A 15,768-nucleotide genomic window follows, 5' to 3' on the forward strand; every position below is an offset into this window, starting at 1 on the left:
AAATCATCATGACAAACGAAAAACGTACGGATAAGCCAAAAAAGAATTTTGTAAAACGCGGTCTTGCTTCAATCGCCATCACAGGAACCGTTTTGACGGGGGCCGGCGCCTTCTTACTTTTCACCGGTCCGGGACATTCTCTCGTCAATTCAACGGTCACAACTTCAGAACAAGTGGAACAAAAAGTCGAAGCGGCTTCAACAAAAGTATCAAGTAACGTCAAACAGTCGCTTCCAAGCTCATTCCGGGATGATGATCAAGAAATAGAAGGAACGTTAAAAGAAGTATCCGACACATCGGTGACACTGACACAAAATGGTTCGGATCAATCGTATTCGTTTGCCTCATCTGCTGAAATCGAACAAGCTACGCCCGGTGATTGGATTAAACTTGAACTCAATCAGGACGGTCTTGTCCGGGAACTTGAACGGGAAGATGATCGAAATGACGACCGGGATGATCGAAATGACGATTCATCCGACGATGACCGCAATGAAGTCACCGGTGTCGTCAAAGAGTTGTCCAATGAACAAATCGTCTTGACTCAAAATGGTTCGGATCAAGCGTACCGCTTCAGCGAGCGCGCAGAGATCGACAAAGCGCAAGCCGGTGATACCGTCAAACTTGAACTGACAGCAGCCGGTCTCGTCCGGGAGCTCGACCGTGAAGATGCGGAAGATCAAGACATCCGTGGTGCATTAATCCGTGTGACGGACACACAAGTCGTCATTGAACAAAACGGTAAAAATGTGACGTTTGAACGTGCGCAAAACATGGAACAGGATAATGATGTACAGGTTGGTTCACAAGTCGAACTGGAGTTGAACGGATCTAAGCAAGTGACAGAAATCGACGAACAGTCGTAAGGAGGAAGTCTATGGCACCGACCATCTTAATCGTCGAGGACGATTCAAAAATCGCCCGCCTACTTGAACTGGAATTAAACCACGCCGGATACGCGACGCAGGTCGCCTTCAACGGTAAAGATGGCTTAGCAGCTGCTGAGAACGACATCGATCTCGTCTTACTTGACGTGATGATGCCGGAGCTCAGCGGCTTCGAGGTGCTTCGGCGGCTTCGCGGAAAAAATAATCCGGTTCCCGTCATCCTGTTGACGGCACGAGGCGAAGTGTATGATAAGGTTGCCGGTCTTGATCTCGGTGCCAATGATTATGTGACGAAACCGTTTGAAATCGAGGAACTGTTGGCACGGATCCGCGGGTTACTCCGTTTGACGATACGTACAGCGGTCGAAACCAATCAGCTGCATTACGCCGATGTCTTACTCGATTTGGACCGGCATGAAGCGTTTCGAAGCGATGTTCCGCTTGATTTGACGCCACGTGAATTTGATTTGTTGTCTTATCTGATGGAAAACAAGGAACACGTCTTGACCCGTGAGCAAATCCTTAACCGGGTCTGGGGTTATGATTATTTCGGGGAAACGAATATCGTCGATGTCTACATCAGGTATTTACGCAAAAAAATGGACCGCAGCCAGTCTCCCCTCATTCAGACCGTTCGTGGCATTGGCTATGTTTTAAGGGAGGAGAAAGGATGAAGTTACGAACCAAACTTGCGTTATCGGTGACGTTGTTCACGACCCTTTTATTGCTGTTGTCTTTTTTAGTCGTCACGTATGTCGTCCGTGACCATTTAATCGAATCCCGTTTCACACAACTCGAGCAGGCCGAGGAGCTGATGGAAGATGATTCGACGACCCGGGCATTATTGACACTTCATGAAGATTCCGTCGTCCTGTCCCGTAACGACGGACGTTGGGTGATTGCAAACGATGAAGAGGATGACGATTCCGCGACGGTCAACGGCGATGTCCGGGCACGCGATCTTCCCGGCATTCCGACAAACCGCGACGAACCGTTCAAATCCGGTAACTGGTTTGGCGTCGTCCATCAAGATCAGGCGTATCTGTTTGAAGACGACACGGTGGACGATACGGTCTCGACGCTGATTTTCGCCTTCTCGATCGTCCTGATCGTCGCCGTCATCATCGCTTTTCTCAGCAGTTTTTTCATCGCCTATCAAACGTTGCGTCCACTTCGTCAACTCGGTCAGACGATGGAACGGATTTCCGACTCCGGTACACTTGAGACTGTTCCGGAACAGCAAAATGATGAAATCGGACAGCTCGGAAAAGTCTTTAACCGGATGATCGGACGTGTCGATCAAACAATGGAACAGCAACGGCAGTTCGTCGCGGATGTCTCGCATGAGATGAAGACGCCGCTGACCGTCATCGAAGGGTATGCGAAACTGCTGAAGCGCTGGGGCAAGACAAATCCTGATGTCCTCGAAGAATCCATCAGTAACATTCTGAACGAAACGCACACGATGCGGAGTGGACTGATTGAACCGATGCTCGAATTATCCCGCCTCGGCTATGGTGAAACGACGACGGAGACGGTTGACTTGAAGCAGCTCGGGACGGAAGTCGCGGACCGGATGCACCATGCCTATGACACTGCTATTCCAGTCGATGCCATCGGAACCGTCACAGCGAATCATGAAGCACTTGTCCGAATTTTGACGATTTTCATCGATAATGCGATCAAATATGCCAAAGATCCGGAAATCCGTCTTCGACCGGACCGGCTCGAAGTGCTTGACCGTGGAACCTCATTATCTGCGGAGCAGCGCAAGCGTCTGTTCGATCGGTTTTACCGGCTCGATGAAGCCCGTGACCGGTCCGGCAGCGGTCTTGGTCTGTCGATTGCTGCTGCACTGGCGGAACATCATCATCTGTCCGTTGGCAGTGAAGCTCGTCCCGGTGGCGGAAGTTGTTTTTACATCACCTTCCATTGAACACCTGAAATGAAACCTTCCCCCGTCTTTTGGCGTACACTAGAGACAGGAGTCAGATGATGAAAGAAGGTTATGAACGATGGATAAAAAACGTTGGGGAGGCTTAGCCGTCGCCGGAGCATTTTTGCTCTCAAAAGGTAAAGTGCTGCTCGCTCTCTTAAAGTTCTCTAAATTCGGCGGGACGCTAATCTCGTTCGGTATCTCGTTATTGTTTTATGCACAAATTTTTGGCGTCTGGTTTGGTGTCGGATTGCTTTATCTCCTGTTCATTCATGAGATGGGGCATCTCGCAGCAGCCAAACGGCTTGGTTTCAAGACCGGACCGGCGATTTTCGTTCCGTTCATGGGAGCTGTCATCGGAATCAAGGATACGTTCCGGACCCCGAAACAAGAAGCAATTTTGGCATATGGCGGTCCGCTTGCCGGATTACTCTCCCTCATCCCGCTTTTGATCGGATACGCCGTGACGGGAAACGATTTTTGGCTTGTCATCTTCCATTTAGGGGCCTTGCTGAACCTGTTCAACCTGTTGCCCGTCAGTCCGCTTGACGGCGGACGGATTTTAGCCGGTCTGCCGATTGTCGTTTGGGTCGCCGGTCTCGCCGCCCTGATTGCATACGGTGTGACACACTTCAGCATCATCTTGTTATTGATCGCGTTTCTCGGCGGAAGTGCCGTCTGGAAGCGATACCGTTTTGCGAAACAATACGAAGACAATAAATCGATTTTAATGTTATACCGTGCTGCACGCAGCCGTGTCCTGCAAGCGAAAGTCGAACAGGAACAATTGGCAGCAACGGAAACTGTGACGGACTCGACCGTCGACGAACCGGACGATGCACCCGTTTCGACCTATGATCCGATCGCCTGGTCACTCCGACACGACCTCCAGGATTTACGGAGTGCAAGTCCGGAAGAAGCGAAAAGTGCTGCCGATGACTTGCTTCGTTACCAATATGATTCGGCTAATGATTACGATGCCTTGTTGCGTCGACTGGACCAGCGGATTGAACCGTTACTCGAAGCTGAAAAATCAGTTGAATACCATCAAATGCCGAAAAAACAACAGACGATTACGTTGTTCGCTTATCTGGCTCTTGGTGCAATTCTCTTCATCGCTTTTGAATATTCAAAAGGATATCTTCCGACGCCATCTTAACCGGTCGTGTTATGTCAAACAGGCACTTCGTCTTCAATCGGCGGAGTGTCTTTTAATCGTTTTGCACATTGCCTGATTCGATTACTTGCATCCGGTTGTCGAAGCGACTAATCTGAATGAAAATCCATATCCCTGTTTTGAAAAAAAGGAGGCTCTCCTGATGATGAATAAAAATACGGCTCGTTTGGGAGAAGCACCCATCAACAAACTCCTGATCGGCCTGTCGCTCCCGGCGATGATCGGGATGCTTGTGACTGCTCTCTATAATATTGTCGATACGATTTTTGTGGCACAAGGAATCGGGACGGTTGCCGTCGCGGCTGTCGGCATTGCGTTCCCCGTTCAGCTCGTCTTGATGGCCATCTCGAACTCGATTGGAATCGGCGGTGCGGCCATTGCTTCTCAGCGGCTTGGTCAAAAAAATCTGGCAGGTGCCAGTCGTGCCTATGCAAATGTCCTGATGACCGTTTTCGTCGTCAGTATGCTTGCGATTATCACGGCATTCATCTTCGTCGAACCGTTGTTACAGGTGTTCGGTGCCACACCGGAAATCATGCCATACAGTATTGATTTCCTCCGTGTCCTGTTACTCGGTTCCCCGTTCTTCATGTTGACGATGGCTTCGAGCGCCATGCTTCGGGCAGAAGGACGTGCCAGTTATCAGATGCGTGTCATGCTGACGACAGTCGCCATCAACATCGTCTTGACGCCCCTGTTTATTTTCGGACTCGACTGGGGCATTCAAGGGGCTGCACTTGGGACGGTCGTCGCGCAAATCGTCGGTTCCGTTCTGATTTTCAGGTTTTTCTTTACGAAAGCGAAAAAAACAAGTCTTGTCCTTGACCGTGAAGCCTTTCGGTTTGATCCCAAACTGGTCGGTCGGATGGGACAGATCGGCTCATCGTCTTTCATCATGCAAGTGTCACAGTCCATTTTATTCATCACCGTCAACCATATGCTCGTCCGCTACGGCGGTACGACGGAACTTGCGACCTTTGCCGTCATCAATAAGTTCATGGCACTTGTCGGAATGCCAATCATGGGAATCGTCCAAGGGATGCAGCCGATTGTCGGCTACAATTTCGGGTCGAAACAGTTTGATCGGATGTCACAAGCAATCAAACTGGCCATTCGCTACGGTTTGAGCCTGTCGATCACGCTTTGGCTGTTAATCCAGCTGTTCCCCCGTTTTTGGGTCGGAATGTTTACGGAAGATGTGACATTACTCAATGAAGGTTCGACCGCGATGCGGATTTTATTCGCAATTTCATTCGTTTACGGGATTCAGATGATCATCAACGGAATGTATCAATCACTTGCCAAGGCGCGGATCGCCTTGTTCCTGTCGCTCTCGCGGCAGACCTTATATACGATTCCACTCGTCCTGATTTTACCTATCTTTTTTGGAGTACAAGGGGTTTGGTTCGCCTTCCCGATTGCTGATTTAATGGCCGTTTTGACGGCTGTCGTTTTTGCCTACCGTGACCGGATCATGCTCTTTAAGCCCGATGCGTATACGGAACCTGAAGCACAAGAAAAAGCGGTACAGGCTAAATAATCAAAAAGTCCGTCCTGTCTCAAAGACAGACGTACTTTTTGATTAAACGAAAAGACGAACATGCATTCTAAATCGAAATACGGTATGCTGATTAAAAAGGAGAGATGATATGGAACGTTATACACTGGCGATTGATTTTGAAACAGCGAACCGGAACAGCCGCAGCATCTGTGCCTTTGGCTGGTCTGTTTTATCCGCTGGGAAAGTCCTCACAAGCAAGCAGGTCTTAATCAATCCGGAAGAAGACTTTGATGCCAGTAATATCCGTGTCCACGGCATTCGCCCGAGTGACGTCTGGGATGCACCGGCCTTACCGGAAGCAATGGCGGCACACGGCTTGTTTGAATTAATTGAACAGGCCGAGCTCGTCGTTGCCCATAATGCAGCTTTCGATATGGGTGCGCTCCAAAAAGCGGTTCAAAAATATGACTTATATCAAATGCCGACATTTCAGTATGGTTGTACGGTCAAATTGTCACGGAAGCTTTATCCGTGGTTGCCGAACCATAAGCTAAATACGATGGCGGAGTTTTTAGGTGTATCTTTTAAGCATCACGATGCGAAGGAAGATGCCTACATCTGTGCGTTATTACTGCAGGATATGTTCGACCGGACGAACATGGATCATCCCGTTGAACTGCACCGTTTTTGTGGTGTCCGAATGGGTGAAGTCGCTTACTGACACTAAAAAAGGAGCAACTCAGAATTCTGAGTTGCTCCTTTTCGTATTTCTTATTTTGTTGTTTGTTTGATTGGGAACCAGCCTGGACGGCTCGTGATTCCCTGCCATAGTGCATCCGGCACGACGAGTTCAGACTGTGCCGACGGATCGAGTTCTGTCCGAATCGATTCCGTTTCGCCAGCTTCTACTTTTTCAACCCATTTTGGTTCCATGATTAACTCACGGCCAAGAGCGACGAGTGGCACGACTTCAAGTGAACGCTCGACTTCTTCCGGTGTATGGAGTGAACCGACACCGATGACCGGAACGTGTTGACCGACACGTTCTTGTACGAGACTGATTGGCGAACGTGTTTCGTTTTGATCACGAATCGATCCTGCAAAGAAGTCCATGACGGAAACATGCAGGTAGTCGAGATCTTTTTTCGCAAGTGCATCAACGAGTTGCATCGTATCATCGAGTGTAATTCCCGGATTTTCAACTTCTTCCGGTGAGAAACGATAACCGACGATAAACGATGGATCTTTTTTTGCAACGGCTTCGACGGCATCGACGACAGCTAATGGGAAAGCAAGACGTTTTTCAAGACTTCCGCCCCATTTGTCCTCACGACGGTTCGAGTGCGGAGAAACGAATTGTTGAATTAAGTACGTGTTCGCACCATGAATTTCCACTCCGTCAAATCCGGCTTCCATCGCACGGCGTGTTGCTTGACCGAATGCTTCGATGATCGCTTCGACTTCTGCTGCTTCCAGTGCACGTGGTGTCATTGCGCCTTCACGTTCTGGTGCTACTGCACTTGCGCTGACTGTTTGTCCGCCGACGAGTTCCGGTGGTGCCATACGACCCGCGTGGAAAATTTGCAGAATCGCTTTTGCGCCTTGATTTTGGATTGTTGTAGCGAGACGTTTCAGGCTCGGAATCAATTCATCGCGCTCTGCGCCAAACTCGTTCGGGAATCCTTGACCGTCTGCTGTGACGTTGGCACATGCTGTAATGACTGCACCGACTCCACCTGAACGTGCTGCGTAGTATGCAAGCTCCGCTTCTGAAACTTCACCGTTTTCTTCCGCCGCGTAGTTCGTCATCGGCGCCATCATAATCCGGTTTTTAAGGGTCACTCCGTTTGGAAGTGTAAACGTATCAAACATCTTTTCATTAGCCATTGAAGCATATCCTCCTCTGAAATCTTAACTTGAATATCGTCAGTATACGCCCGCCCTGCTTTAAATGACTAATGATGTGCTTCACTGATGTTCTGAACGATGATCAGATCCGGTATTTTCGTTTTCGCCGTCCGCCCGGCCACCACCAGTTCCAGTGTCCGAACAGCTTCATCAGTGCCGGAACAAGGAACATCCGGACGATCGTCGCGTCAATGAAAATCGCCAAAGCAATTCCGACACCAAGCTGTTTAATCGGACTGACGCCGGTAAACGCAAATGCACCGGTGACGACAATCATGATCAAGGCGGCGGAGGTGATGATTTTACTCGTCTTCGCCAGTCCCATTTCCGTTGCGAGGTCATTATCCCCGGTCTCATCGTAGTATTCTTCCATTCGTGAGACGAGGAATACTTCGTAGTCCATCGATAATCCGAAAACAAGCGAGAAGATGAACACAGGGGTTAAGATACCGATTGTTTCGGCCGGGAAAACCCAGCCCGATTCAAATAAAATGACGAGCAGACCAAATGTTGCTCCGAGGCTGAGCAGATTCATCAAGATGGCTTTGATCGGAATCAAAATCGACTGGAACGCAAACAACAGGATGATGAATGTCGCAAGTAAGACAAGACCTAGCGCGAGCGGCATTTTCGAGTAGATTTCATCATAGATTTCCTGATTAAAGGCTGCCGGTCCCCCGACCTGGTATCCTTGGTCCCGCACGTCGCGGACCCATTTTTGTGAACTCTTGTCTCCCGGATCTCCCGTCAGCTTGACATTGATCCGGGCAACTCCTTGATCAAACGCAATCAAAGGCGCCAACTGTTCTTTTCCCTGTTCGTTCGCAGCAAGCTGGGTCACGGTCTGTCCATTCGCTTCCGCCAGCGCCGTCGCTGAAATGACACTGCTTACTCCGTCATCTGCTTCGAGTCGTGTCGTCAACGCTTCCAGTTTTTCGACACCTTGTTCCGTTTGAAAATCAGCTTTTAGCAAGACGACGGCATCGGTCCCATCGTCGCCAAAGGTTTTTTCCCACGCTTCAAAAGCGAGGCGTGATTCATAATCTTCCGGTAACGCGCTTGCTTGCGGAATGTTCAGTTCCAAATCGCGCAACGGAATTAAACACGGCAAAAGAAGAAGGAGTGAAAAAAGGGTGATGGCAACCGGACGTTTCATGACGAACCGGGCGAGCTTACGCCATCGGACTTCCCCCTGCTCCGAATCCGCTTTAAAAATCCGCCCTGTTTCCAGACTGCCCCCGAGTAGTGCGAGCAGGGCCGGAAGTAAGGTCACAGCGCTGATGACGGCGCCCAGTACCGAAACCAGCGTGCCGATCGCAACTGCTTGAAACACATCGACATCAATGACAAGTAAGCCCGCCAGTCCGACGAACACACAAATCCCGGAAAATAAAATCGATCGTCCGGCCGTCGCAACCGAAACTTCCGCTGCTGCCGTAATCGACCTTCCGGCTGCCCGTTCTTCCCGGAACCGGTTGACGTAAAGCAGGGAAAAATCGATTCCGAGGGCCAGTGAAATCATCGCTACGGCATTTAAGACAAAGATGGACAATTCCTGTTGTCCGGCGATGAAATACAACGTTCCGGCTCCAAAGATGAACGTGACGAGTCCCATGATGAGCGGCAAGATGGCAGCAAGCGGCGTCCCGAAAACAAGAAATAAGACAAGTAACGCTGCCGGTACGCCAATCAATTCCGCCCGGACCAAATCATTTTTCGATGCGGTATTCAAATCGTCGACGATCAACGGCTCTCCTGTCAGTCGAATCGTATTGCCGTCTTGCGGATCCAGTTTTTCCTGCACCGCCTTCACCCAGGAAGGGTCAATGTCCGGTATCCCGATCGAGACATATCCTTTTCCGTCTTTTAAAGCTTCCGGATTTTCCTGGGCACCGATAACCTGTCCCACTCCTTGGATGGTCCGAAACGCCGTGACGTGACGCTGCATCTCCTGCCGGATGGTTTCTGTTTTCCCTTCAAACAAAACGATGATTTGGTGTGGGTCCTGCTTAAATTCTTTTTCTAACGTGCGTTCGACTTGTTGAAACTCTCCGTCCCGTGTAAAGCCGTTTCCCTTCAGCTGATCCGGGAGTTGCACCGCAAAATAACCAAGAATCAGCAACAGCACCACCCAGGTAACGCTGATGCCTTTTCGAAAACGCACTACGTATTGACCAAAACGTTCCATCTGTCATCTTCCTCTCTCTATACAAGAAACACATCCTTCGCCCGCTACGACAAAGGATGTGTTTACGTCTTTTGAAAAATCTGGAGCCACGTATTTCCGAAATTCGCCGACGTCGAGACGATGGCCAGACGTTGCGCCGATTCATCCAGTAAAACCGTCTTTAACAGGATCGATGACTGGCACCCATCAAATTTAAATTTCAGTTGCTCTTTTTCGTACAGATAAAATCGATTGGCATCCGTGACAGAAAACAGATTTTTCCGGCTGTCGACCAACAAATAGTCGTCATACTCGGAAAACGGAATCAACTGTTCCTGTTCCGTAAACGCATCCCAAATGACATAACGTGATTGATTCACATCATAGGAAATCATCGTTCCAGGTGCGAGTAGACGTTCGAACGCATACTGCGGATGATACCCCCGTTCAATCAAACGTCCTAATAGAGGAGCTTCGTCATAATCCGAAAAAGTTCCTTCCTGTTTTTCAAAACAATAACGCACGACATCGGTCTCAGCCGAGTACATAAAAATCTGATTGTCTCGCCATTCATACAGATTACTGAACCAGGCATCAGCAAAGAGGATGGGGCGATTCATATATTGGAGACGTCCGTCTCTTAAATCGAGTAAACCAAACAATGAAGTTTCTTCAAAAACGATGAACACACGGTATCCGTCCGGCTCAAAGAACCACGTGAACGGAACATACGCACATGCTGTCTCCCACCGTATTCTCAAATCCAAATCACATTTTGTAAATCCGCCTTGATCCCGGTATAAAATCAGATCATCGCCAAATCGGTCAAAAAGTGAAACAGATTCATGGAACAACAGCTCAGCGGCTGGTTTATACATACGCATCACTTCCTACTCCCTACGGTATCAACCTTCTTCATTTCTAGCTACTGTCGATGCGCTCGAAGAGCATGTCCTGTATACTTAAAGGAAACAAAAAGGAGGTACACACACTATGAAACCCCTACAACTGTCTGCTGATACAGCTGTTGAACTTTCGAAACGTCTCAATGTGCCGCTCGAACAGTTAATGCACATGCCACGGCATATTTTGATACAAAAACTGGTCGAATTAGAAACAGAACAATCCGACTCTTCTTCTGCGGATGATACATCTTCAGAAGACAAATGATGCAATATGCCCTTCTTTCGTGCGCTGGTCGCATAAAAGAAGGGCATATTTTGCTTATGATTACGATTGGGGGTTATATTCTGATTTTCCATAACGGAATACATTAACGATCGCTTTTCCGTCACTCGGATAACCGTTCGGATGATCAATCGGAAACAGCGAGAAGAAAATGAAGTAGAACGAGAAATAGGCGAATTGATACGTAAAAATCGAAGCCTCGAAGACACCCGCATAAATCAAACCGTTTACAATCAGGATGCTCGCCAGATTAAAAATAGCTCCACCGGCATAGACGGTAATGTTCGTAAATTTATTTTCATGACGAAGGGCCTCATACTGACACCATCCGTCCCAGAAATAGATACGGTTCAAGCGGATGGGACCAACACGTAACAACGATTTCCCCGATCCGATATTGATTTCCATATTCCCGCCAAACAGACGTGCGAAAAAGTAATGCCCCATCTCATGAATTAACGTGACGATTGGTAATAACAAAAAAAACGAGAAGAAAAATTTCCAGATATCATTGAAGCCAAACATAAAATACATCCTTTCAAAAAAACCAGCACTCTAAATACTACTTATAGTATGTTCCCGGAAGCCCTGAATTAAAACAGCAAACATGAAAAATCATTAAGTCATTATGATGACACCGCAACATGACTGTTACGTTGCGGGATGCGGCTCTAAAAAAAAAGAATCGGAGCCCACATCAGTGAACTCCGATTCTTCTAATTGCCTCATTGCTTAAGACTCGTCATTTATTATTTTTACGCCGTTTGTTCGCTGCATACAACAAACCAAGAATCGTCAGTGCGGCGCCGCCTGCCACTGCATATTTTTTATAGTCTGCTTTCCGTTCGGCAATGACTGTCGTCGACAAAGCCTTCACGACAAGCTGTTTTTCTTCATGCAGACGAGGGGCATGGATTTTTACAACCCCTTCTTCGACGAGAATTTCGAACTCGCCGCCCGGTAACTCGATTGTCACATCGTGTTCCGTCGCATTGTGATACACCCGCTGACGTTCAACATACCCTTCATATGTCCGCTTCAATTCGTAAGCAATGATGCCTTCTCCTTCTTCGAGGAAGCGGAGATGTTTGCGGATCATGGCGGTGTTTTCGAGACGGAACATCGGATACTGACGCCGCAGCGCAATCAATCCTTTGACATACTCGACGCCGAACCGGAACTCTTCTGCCCGTTCATAATCGAGTTGATTGACGACTTCTCCGGAGTTGAAGCTGTCCCGAATGCCGTTTTTTGTCCGGAAAAACTCCTGTCCCGCATGTAAAAATGGAATCCCTTGTCCGGTTAAGATAATGGCATTCGCAAGCATTTGTCGTTTTCGGCGGACTTCATCCGTATCTTCCGGCCGTGACACGGACAATTTGTCCCAAATCGTTAAATCATCATGGGCTTCCGCGTAAGAAACGACTTGATTCGGTTCATCCGCAAATCCTTGCGAAGAGACGTTTCCGGCAATGCCCCGTTTGACTTCATTTGTCCGCTCGAAAGCTCCGCTGATGAATCCGCGGTCAAGCGGTGTCTGAACGTCACCTTTGACACCGTCACGTAATCCGTTGTTGAAATGAGCGATTCCCGGCATCTGCGGCGCATTAAAGTAGTTGGCTTTTTGATCGGCTGCAAGTGGTGTGTCAAGATCCCATCCTTCCCCGACAATCAAGATCGATGGATCAATCCGGTCGAGTGCATGGCGGACTTGATTCATCGTTTCGATATCATGTAAGCCCATCAAGTCGAACCGGAATCCGTCCAGATGATACTCTTTCGCCCAGTACGTCACGCAATCAAGAATGAACTTACGCATCATGAAACGTTCTGATGCTGTGTCATTTCCACAAAAACTCCCGTTCGAAAGTGTTCCGTCTGCTGCCTGACGGAAAAAATAACCCGGAACGAATTGGCCAAGTGGTGCCGTTTCCGCATCATAGACGTGATTAAAGACTACATCCATCACGACACGAATGCCCCGGTCATGCAAGGCTTGAATCAAGGCTTTTAATTCACGGATTCGCGCTGCCGGATCATCCGGATTCGACGAATAGGATCCTTCCGGCGCAAAATAATTGACGGGATCGTATCCCCAGTTGTAGTTATCCGGATCGTTCGGTGCGGCTTCATTCACTGAACCGAAATCATAAATCGGAAGCAATTGGACATGTGTCACACCTAAATCCGTCAGGTAATCAAGACCTGTCAATCCGCCTGATGGTGTTCGTGTCCCGGCTTCCGTCAATCCGCGGAACGTTCCCCGCTCGATGACCCCACTCGCCGAATGGCTCGTCGCGTCCCGAACGTGTAATTCATAGATGACGGCATCTTGTGACGAATGGAAGAGAGGGCGTTCTTCAATCCAACGCTCGGGTTGAGTGGTGGACGGATCGATTAATGCTCCCCGTTTACCGTTTGTCCCGACTGCTTTTGCATACGGATCGACCGCTTCGACTTTCTGTCCGTTGATGCTGGCTTGAAACGTATAAAAGTAACCTTCATACACAGCACGATCCAGTTCGACGACGAATGTCCCCTGCTGATCCGCCGCCAATTCAAGTTCTTCAACTTTCCTTGCCCGCAATGTCCGGTACAAACGAATCACGACACGTTCAGCCGTCGGTGCCCATAAACGGACCCGTATCGTTTTTTCATCAAATGTTGCTCCTAAATCTGATCCTTTATAGGCATACCGCTCATCCAGCTCTTCTGGTGTGAGCGTCAACATATCTGCTGTTTGTTTCAAAGCCATGCACCCCTTTCATTTCATGGTTTTCATTATAACAAAATTTCATACAGATGAACGATTCGACTGTTTCTCTTCCATTTTCTTTTGCCGAAACTTCGACACGAAGTCAAAGCATCTGCGGACAAATATGTTAAAATGGTTGTGGAACGAAAGGGGAGATTCTTATGGCAGCAAAAGACAATTCATTTGATATCGTGTCACAAATCAACATCGAGGAAGTCAAAAACGCGATGCAGGTCGCTTTAAAGGAAATCACGAACCGCTTTGATTTCAAAGGATCAAAAAGCGACATGAAACTCGAGAAAGAAGATTTGATTCTGATTTCAGATGATAATTTTAAACTCGATCAAGTCAAAGATGTCCTGACAGCGAAACTCATCAAGCGCGAAGTCCCGACGAAAAACCTGCAATACGAAAAAGTCGAGCAGGCAGCCGGAAACACGGTCCGTCAACGCGTCATTCTCAAAAGCGGCATCGATCGTGATGATGCTAAAAAAATCAACAATGCCGTCAAGGAATCCAAACTCAAAGTCAAAACTCAGATTCAAGACGATCAAATCCGTGTCACAGGCAAATCGCGCGATGACTTGCAACAAGTCATGCAAATCGTCCGCGAATTACCATTATCGGTCGACGTCCAGTTCCTCAATTTCCGTTAAGTACAAAAAACCCCTTACTCCGATTGGAGAAAGGGATTTTTTTTCATGCTTATTGCGCTGTATATCCACCATCAAGGATAACGCTTGCCCTTCATATTAATACCGGCTTAACCACTGGATTGACAGGAAATGAGATTGTTGAAGCCATCATGCATCTTGTCCCTTATACCGGTTTCCCGCGTGTCCTCAATGCACTCGAAGTTGCAAAAGTGGTCTTTGCCGAGCGCGGTGTCACGGTCGACCCGGCTTAATCAAAAATAGGATGAGCCGCTTGAAACCCGGGGTATACTCTTAGTACAAGGGAGCGATGCCAGATGCAGTATGCACTCATCACGGATTTGCACAGTTCACTATCCGATACACGTGCTGTGTTGACAGATATTCAACAGACGGCTCCGCAAGCCGTTGTCTTTTCGCTTGGGGATGTCCATGAGTGTCACATCGGAAAAAAGCGGGCCAAACGGTATACGTTTGAAGAAATCGAACAAATCGTGACGCTTGATCCGGATTTTTTGAAATTGCTTTTTTTTGAGACATTGCTTGGAAACCAGGAAGAACGCTTGTTTTCATTGATTCCAGCAGGGATATCCAGTTATCTCGATCAGCTGCGCATGTCGGAACGGACAAAACAAATCACGTCCGCTTTGTTCATTCATGGTGACCAATTGAAATGGAGCTATGATCTGACGCCCGATACATCCGCTTATCCCGACCGACTCTTATTTTTTGGACACAGTCATGTGCACGGACTATTCAAAGAGGGCAAACGTCTAGCGATTCATCATGATATCCCGATTTCCATCAAACGTGGCCGTTACGCCATCAACGTCGGACCGGTTCTGGTCGAACGCGAATGGTTACTATACGATACGACTGCCGAAACCATCACCTTTCATCAAGTCAAATGAATACCTGACATGAAAAATCCCCCGCTTCATTCACAGTTCGTGAATGAAGCGGGGGATTTTGTCGTCATCTCTTTTACAGAAAACGCACGAGTGAAGCGCGAACTAAATCGACTTGTGTAAATTCTGTTTTATCGGCGAACTGATTCACGACACGCCGGACTTCCCCTTGACGACGGACGAAGCTAGTCGGTACCGGTGTTTTCCGAACGAGTTGCTCATACAATGTCGTCAACTGATGATCATCGATGACCGTAGTCATTTGATCGAGGAATAACAGGACATGAAGGCGGTTCAAATAATCCCATGGCTTGTCTTCCGAACGAAATTCATTGCGTGCCAACCATTTTTTTAGACCAATGGCATCAATTTGATTCAATGTCTCTTTCGTACGAGGTGCTTTCCATAACACCAATAACTCACCGAGTTTTTTGCGCGTCTGTTTTTTTTCCATGAAGAACTCGAAGTTACTTTTCGTATCGAGTGCGTCACCGCTGATCGGAGCAATTTGATCGGCTCCTGGTGCTGTCACGAAATCTAAGATGAAATCGACTGATTCACCCGGAAGCCACGTGGCAACCTTTCCGTGAAAGTCAGCAATAAAAGCGATGGATGCAGCCAAGTCTTCCTGATTCATTTGTGTAGATGCGTGCTGTAACCGTTCCATTGTCTCTTTGTTCATATGATA

15 protein-coding genes and 1 pseudogene are annotated in these 15,768 nt (G+C 48.1%); 10 read left to right on the forward strand and 6 right to left on the reverse strand.

Features of this window, described 5'->3' with window-relative positions; all coding sequences use genetic code 11:
- The first annotated feature begins 8 nt into the window (after positions 1-8).
- From HNY42_RS00270 to HNY42_RS00295, 6 genes are all read left to right on the forward strand, one after another.
- Complete coding sequence (locus HNY42_RS00270; RefSeq protein ID WP_188004869.1) at positions 9-866, forward strand: hypothetical protein; 858 nt, start codon at positions 9-11, stop codon at positions 864-866.
- Between the two features lie 11 nt (positions 867-877).
- Positions 878-1,561, forward strand: coding sequence for a response regulator transcription factor (locus tag HNY42_RS00275; protein ID WP_131503470.1), 684 nt, complete (start codon positions 878-880; stop codon positions 1,559-1,561).
- The gene (locus HNY42_RS00280) at positions 1,558-2,823 is read left to right on the forward strand and encodes a sensor histidine kinase (RefSeq protein ID WP_131503471.1); all 1,266 of its coding nucleotides are present in this window, start codon (positions 1,558-1,560) and stop codon (positions 2,821-2,823) included. Before HNY42_RS00275 ends, HNY42_RS00280 begins: the two co-directional genes overlap by 4 nt.
- Positions 2,824-2,902: 79 nt before the next feature.
- The gene (locus HNY42_RS00285) at positions 2,903-3,982 is read left to right on the forward strand and encodes a site-2 protease family protein (RefSeq protein WP_131503472.1); all 1,080 of its coding nucleotides are present in this window, start codon (positions 2,903-2,905) and stop codon (positions 3,980-3,982) included.
- Positions 3,983-4,142: 160 nt separating this feature from the next.
- Positions 4,143-5,540, forward strand: a complete 1,398-nt coding sequence (locus HNY42_RS00290) for an MATE family efflux transporter (protein WP_131503473.1) — start codon at positions 4,143-4,145, stop codon at positions 5,538-5,540.
- A gap of 109 nt (positions 5,541-5,649) precedes the next feature.
- A complete protein-coding gene (locus HNY42_RS00295; RefSeq protein WP_188004870.1) occupies positions 5,650-6,222 on the forward strand; it encodes a 3'-5' exonuclease in 573 nt (190 codons plus the stop codon).
- A gap of 50 nt (positions 6,223-6,272) precedes the next feature.
- On the opposite strand, the gene HNY42_RS00300 is transcribed toward HNY42_RS00295, so the two are convergent.
- The 3 genes from HNY42_RS00300 to HNY42_RS00310 all read right to left on the reverse strand — a co-directional run bounded on the left by HNY42_RS00300 (position 6,273) and on the right by HNY42_RS00310 (position 10,454).
- On the reverse strand, positions 6,273-7,388 hold the full coding sequence (locus tag HNY42_RS00300) for an NADH-dependent flavin oxidoreductase (protein WP_188004871.1): 1,116 nt from the start codon (positions 7,386-7,388) through the stop codon (positions 6,273-6,275).
- A 103-nt stretch (positions 7,389-7,491) separates the two neighbouring features.
- Positions 7,492-9,597, reverse strand: a complete 2,106-nt coding sequence (locus HNY42_RS00305) for an MMPL family transporter (protein WP_188004872.1) — start codon at positions 9,595-9,597, stop codon at positions 7,492-7,494.
- 62 nt (positions 9,598-9,659) lie between these two features.
- Positions 9,660-10,454: a hypothetical protein gene (locus HNY42_RS00310; protein WP_255508391.1), complete on the reverse strand. Its 795-nt coding sequence runs from the start codon at positions 10,452-10,454 to the stop codon at positions 9,660-9,662.
- A 115-nt stretch (positions 10,455-10,569) separates the two neighbouring features.
- Between HNY42_RS00310 and HNY42_RS00315 the strand changes: the two genes are divergently transcribed.
- Positions 10,570-10,746: a YycC family protein gene (locus HNY42_RS00315; protein WP_114596622.1), complete on the forward strand. Its 177-nt coding sequence runs from the start codon at positions 10,570-10,572 to the stop codon at positions 10,744-10,746.
- A 60-nt stretch (positions 10,747-10,806) separates the two neighbouring features.
- Here the strand turns inward: HNY42_RS00315 and HNY42_RS00320 are convergent, their stop codons facing one another.
- Entirely contained in the window at positions 10,807-11,289 is a 483-nt protein-coding gene (locus HNY42_RS00320; RefSeq protein WP_131503478.1) for a site-2 protease family protein, read from the reverse strand.
- Between the two features lie 217 nt (positions 11,290-11,506).
- Positions 11,507-13,519 carry a type I pullulanase gene (pulA, locus tag HNY42_RS00325; RefSeq protein WP_188004873.1) on the reverse strand — a complete coding sequence of 671 codons (2,013 nt, stop codon included), beginning with the start codon at positions 13,517-13,519 and terminating at the stop codon, positions 11,507-11,509.
- A 161-nt stretch (positions 13,520-13,680) separates the two neighbouring features.
- On the opposite strand from pulA, the gene HNY42_RS00330 reads away from it, so the two are divergent.
- The 3 genes and pseudogenes from HNY42_RS00330 (at position 13,681) to HNY42_RS00340 (ending at position 15,083) form a co-directional block, all read left to right on the forward strand.
- A complete protein-coding gene (locus HNY42_RS00330; protein WP_026827201.1) occupies positions 13,681-14,175 on the forward strand; it encodes a YajQ family cyclic di-GMP-binding protein in 495 nt (164 codons plus the stop codon).
- Positions 14,176-14,258: 83 nt separating this feature from the next.
- A pseudogene (locus tag HNY42_RS00335) lies at positions 14,259-14,426 on the forward strand (carboxymuconolactone decarboxylase family protein); the annotation flags it as partial.
- Between the two features lie 63 nt (positions 14,427-14,489).
- Positions 14,490-15,083 carry a metallophosphoesterase family protein gene (locus tag HNY42_RS00340; protein ID WP_131503480.1) on the forward strand — a complete coding sequence of 198 codons (594 nt, stop codon included), beginning with the start codon at positions 14,490-14,492 and terminating at the stop codon, positions 15,081-15,083.
- A gap of 73 nt (positions 15,084-15,156) precedes the next feature.
- Here HNY42_RS00340 and HNY42_RS00345 read toward each other — a convergent pair whose 3' ends face one another.
- Positions 15,157-15,762, reverse strand: coding sequence for a hypothetical protein (locus HNY42_RS00345; protein WP_188004874.1), 606 nt, complete (start codon positions 15,760-15,762; stop codon positions 15,157-15,159).
- Between the last annotated feature and the right edge of the window lie 6 nt (positions 15,763-15,768).

The sequence above is a fragment of the Exiguobacterium sp. Helios genome, assembly GCF_014524545.1.
Taxonomy (GTDB): domain Bacteria; phylum Bacillota; class Bacilli; order Exiguobacteriales; family Exiguobacteriaceae; genus Exiguobacterium_A.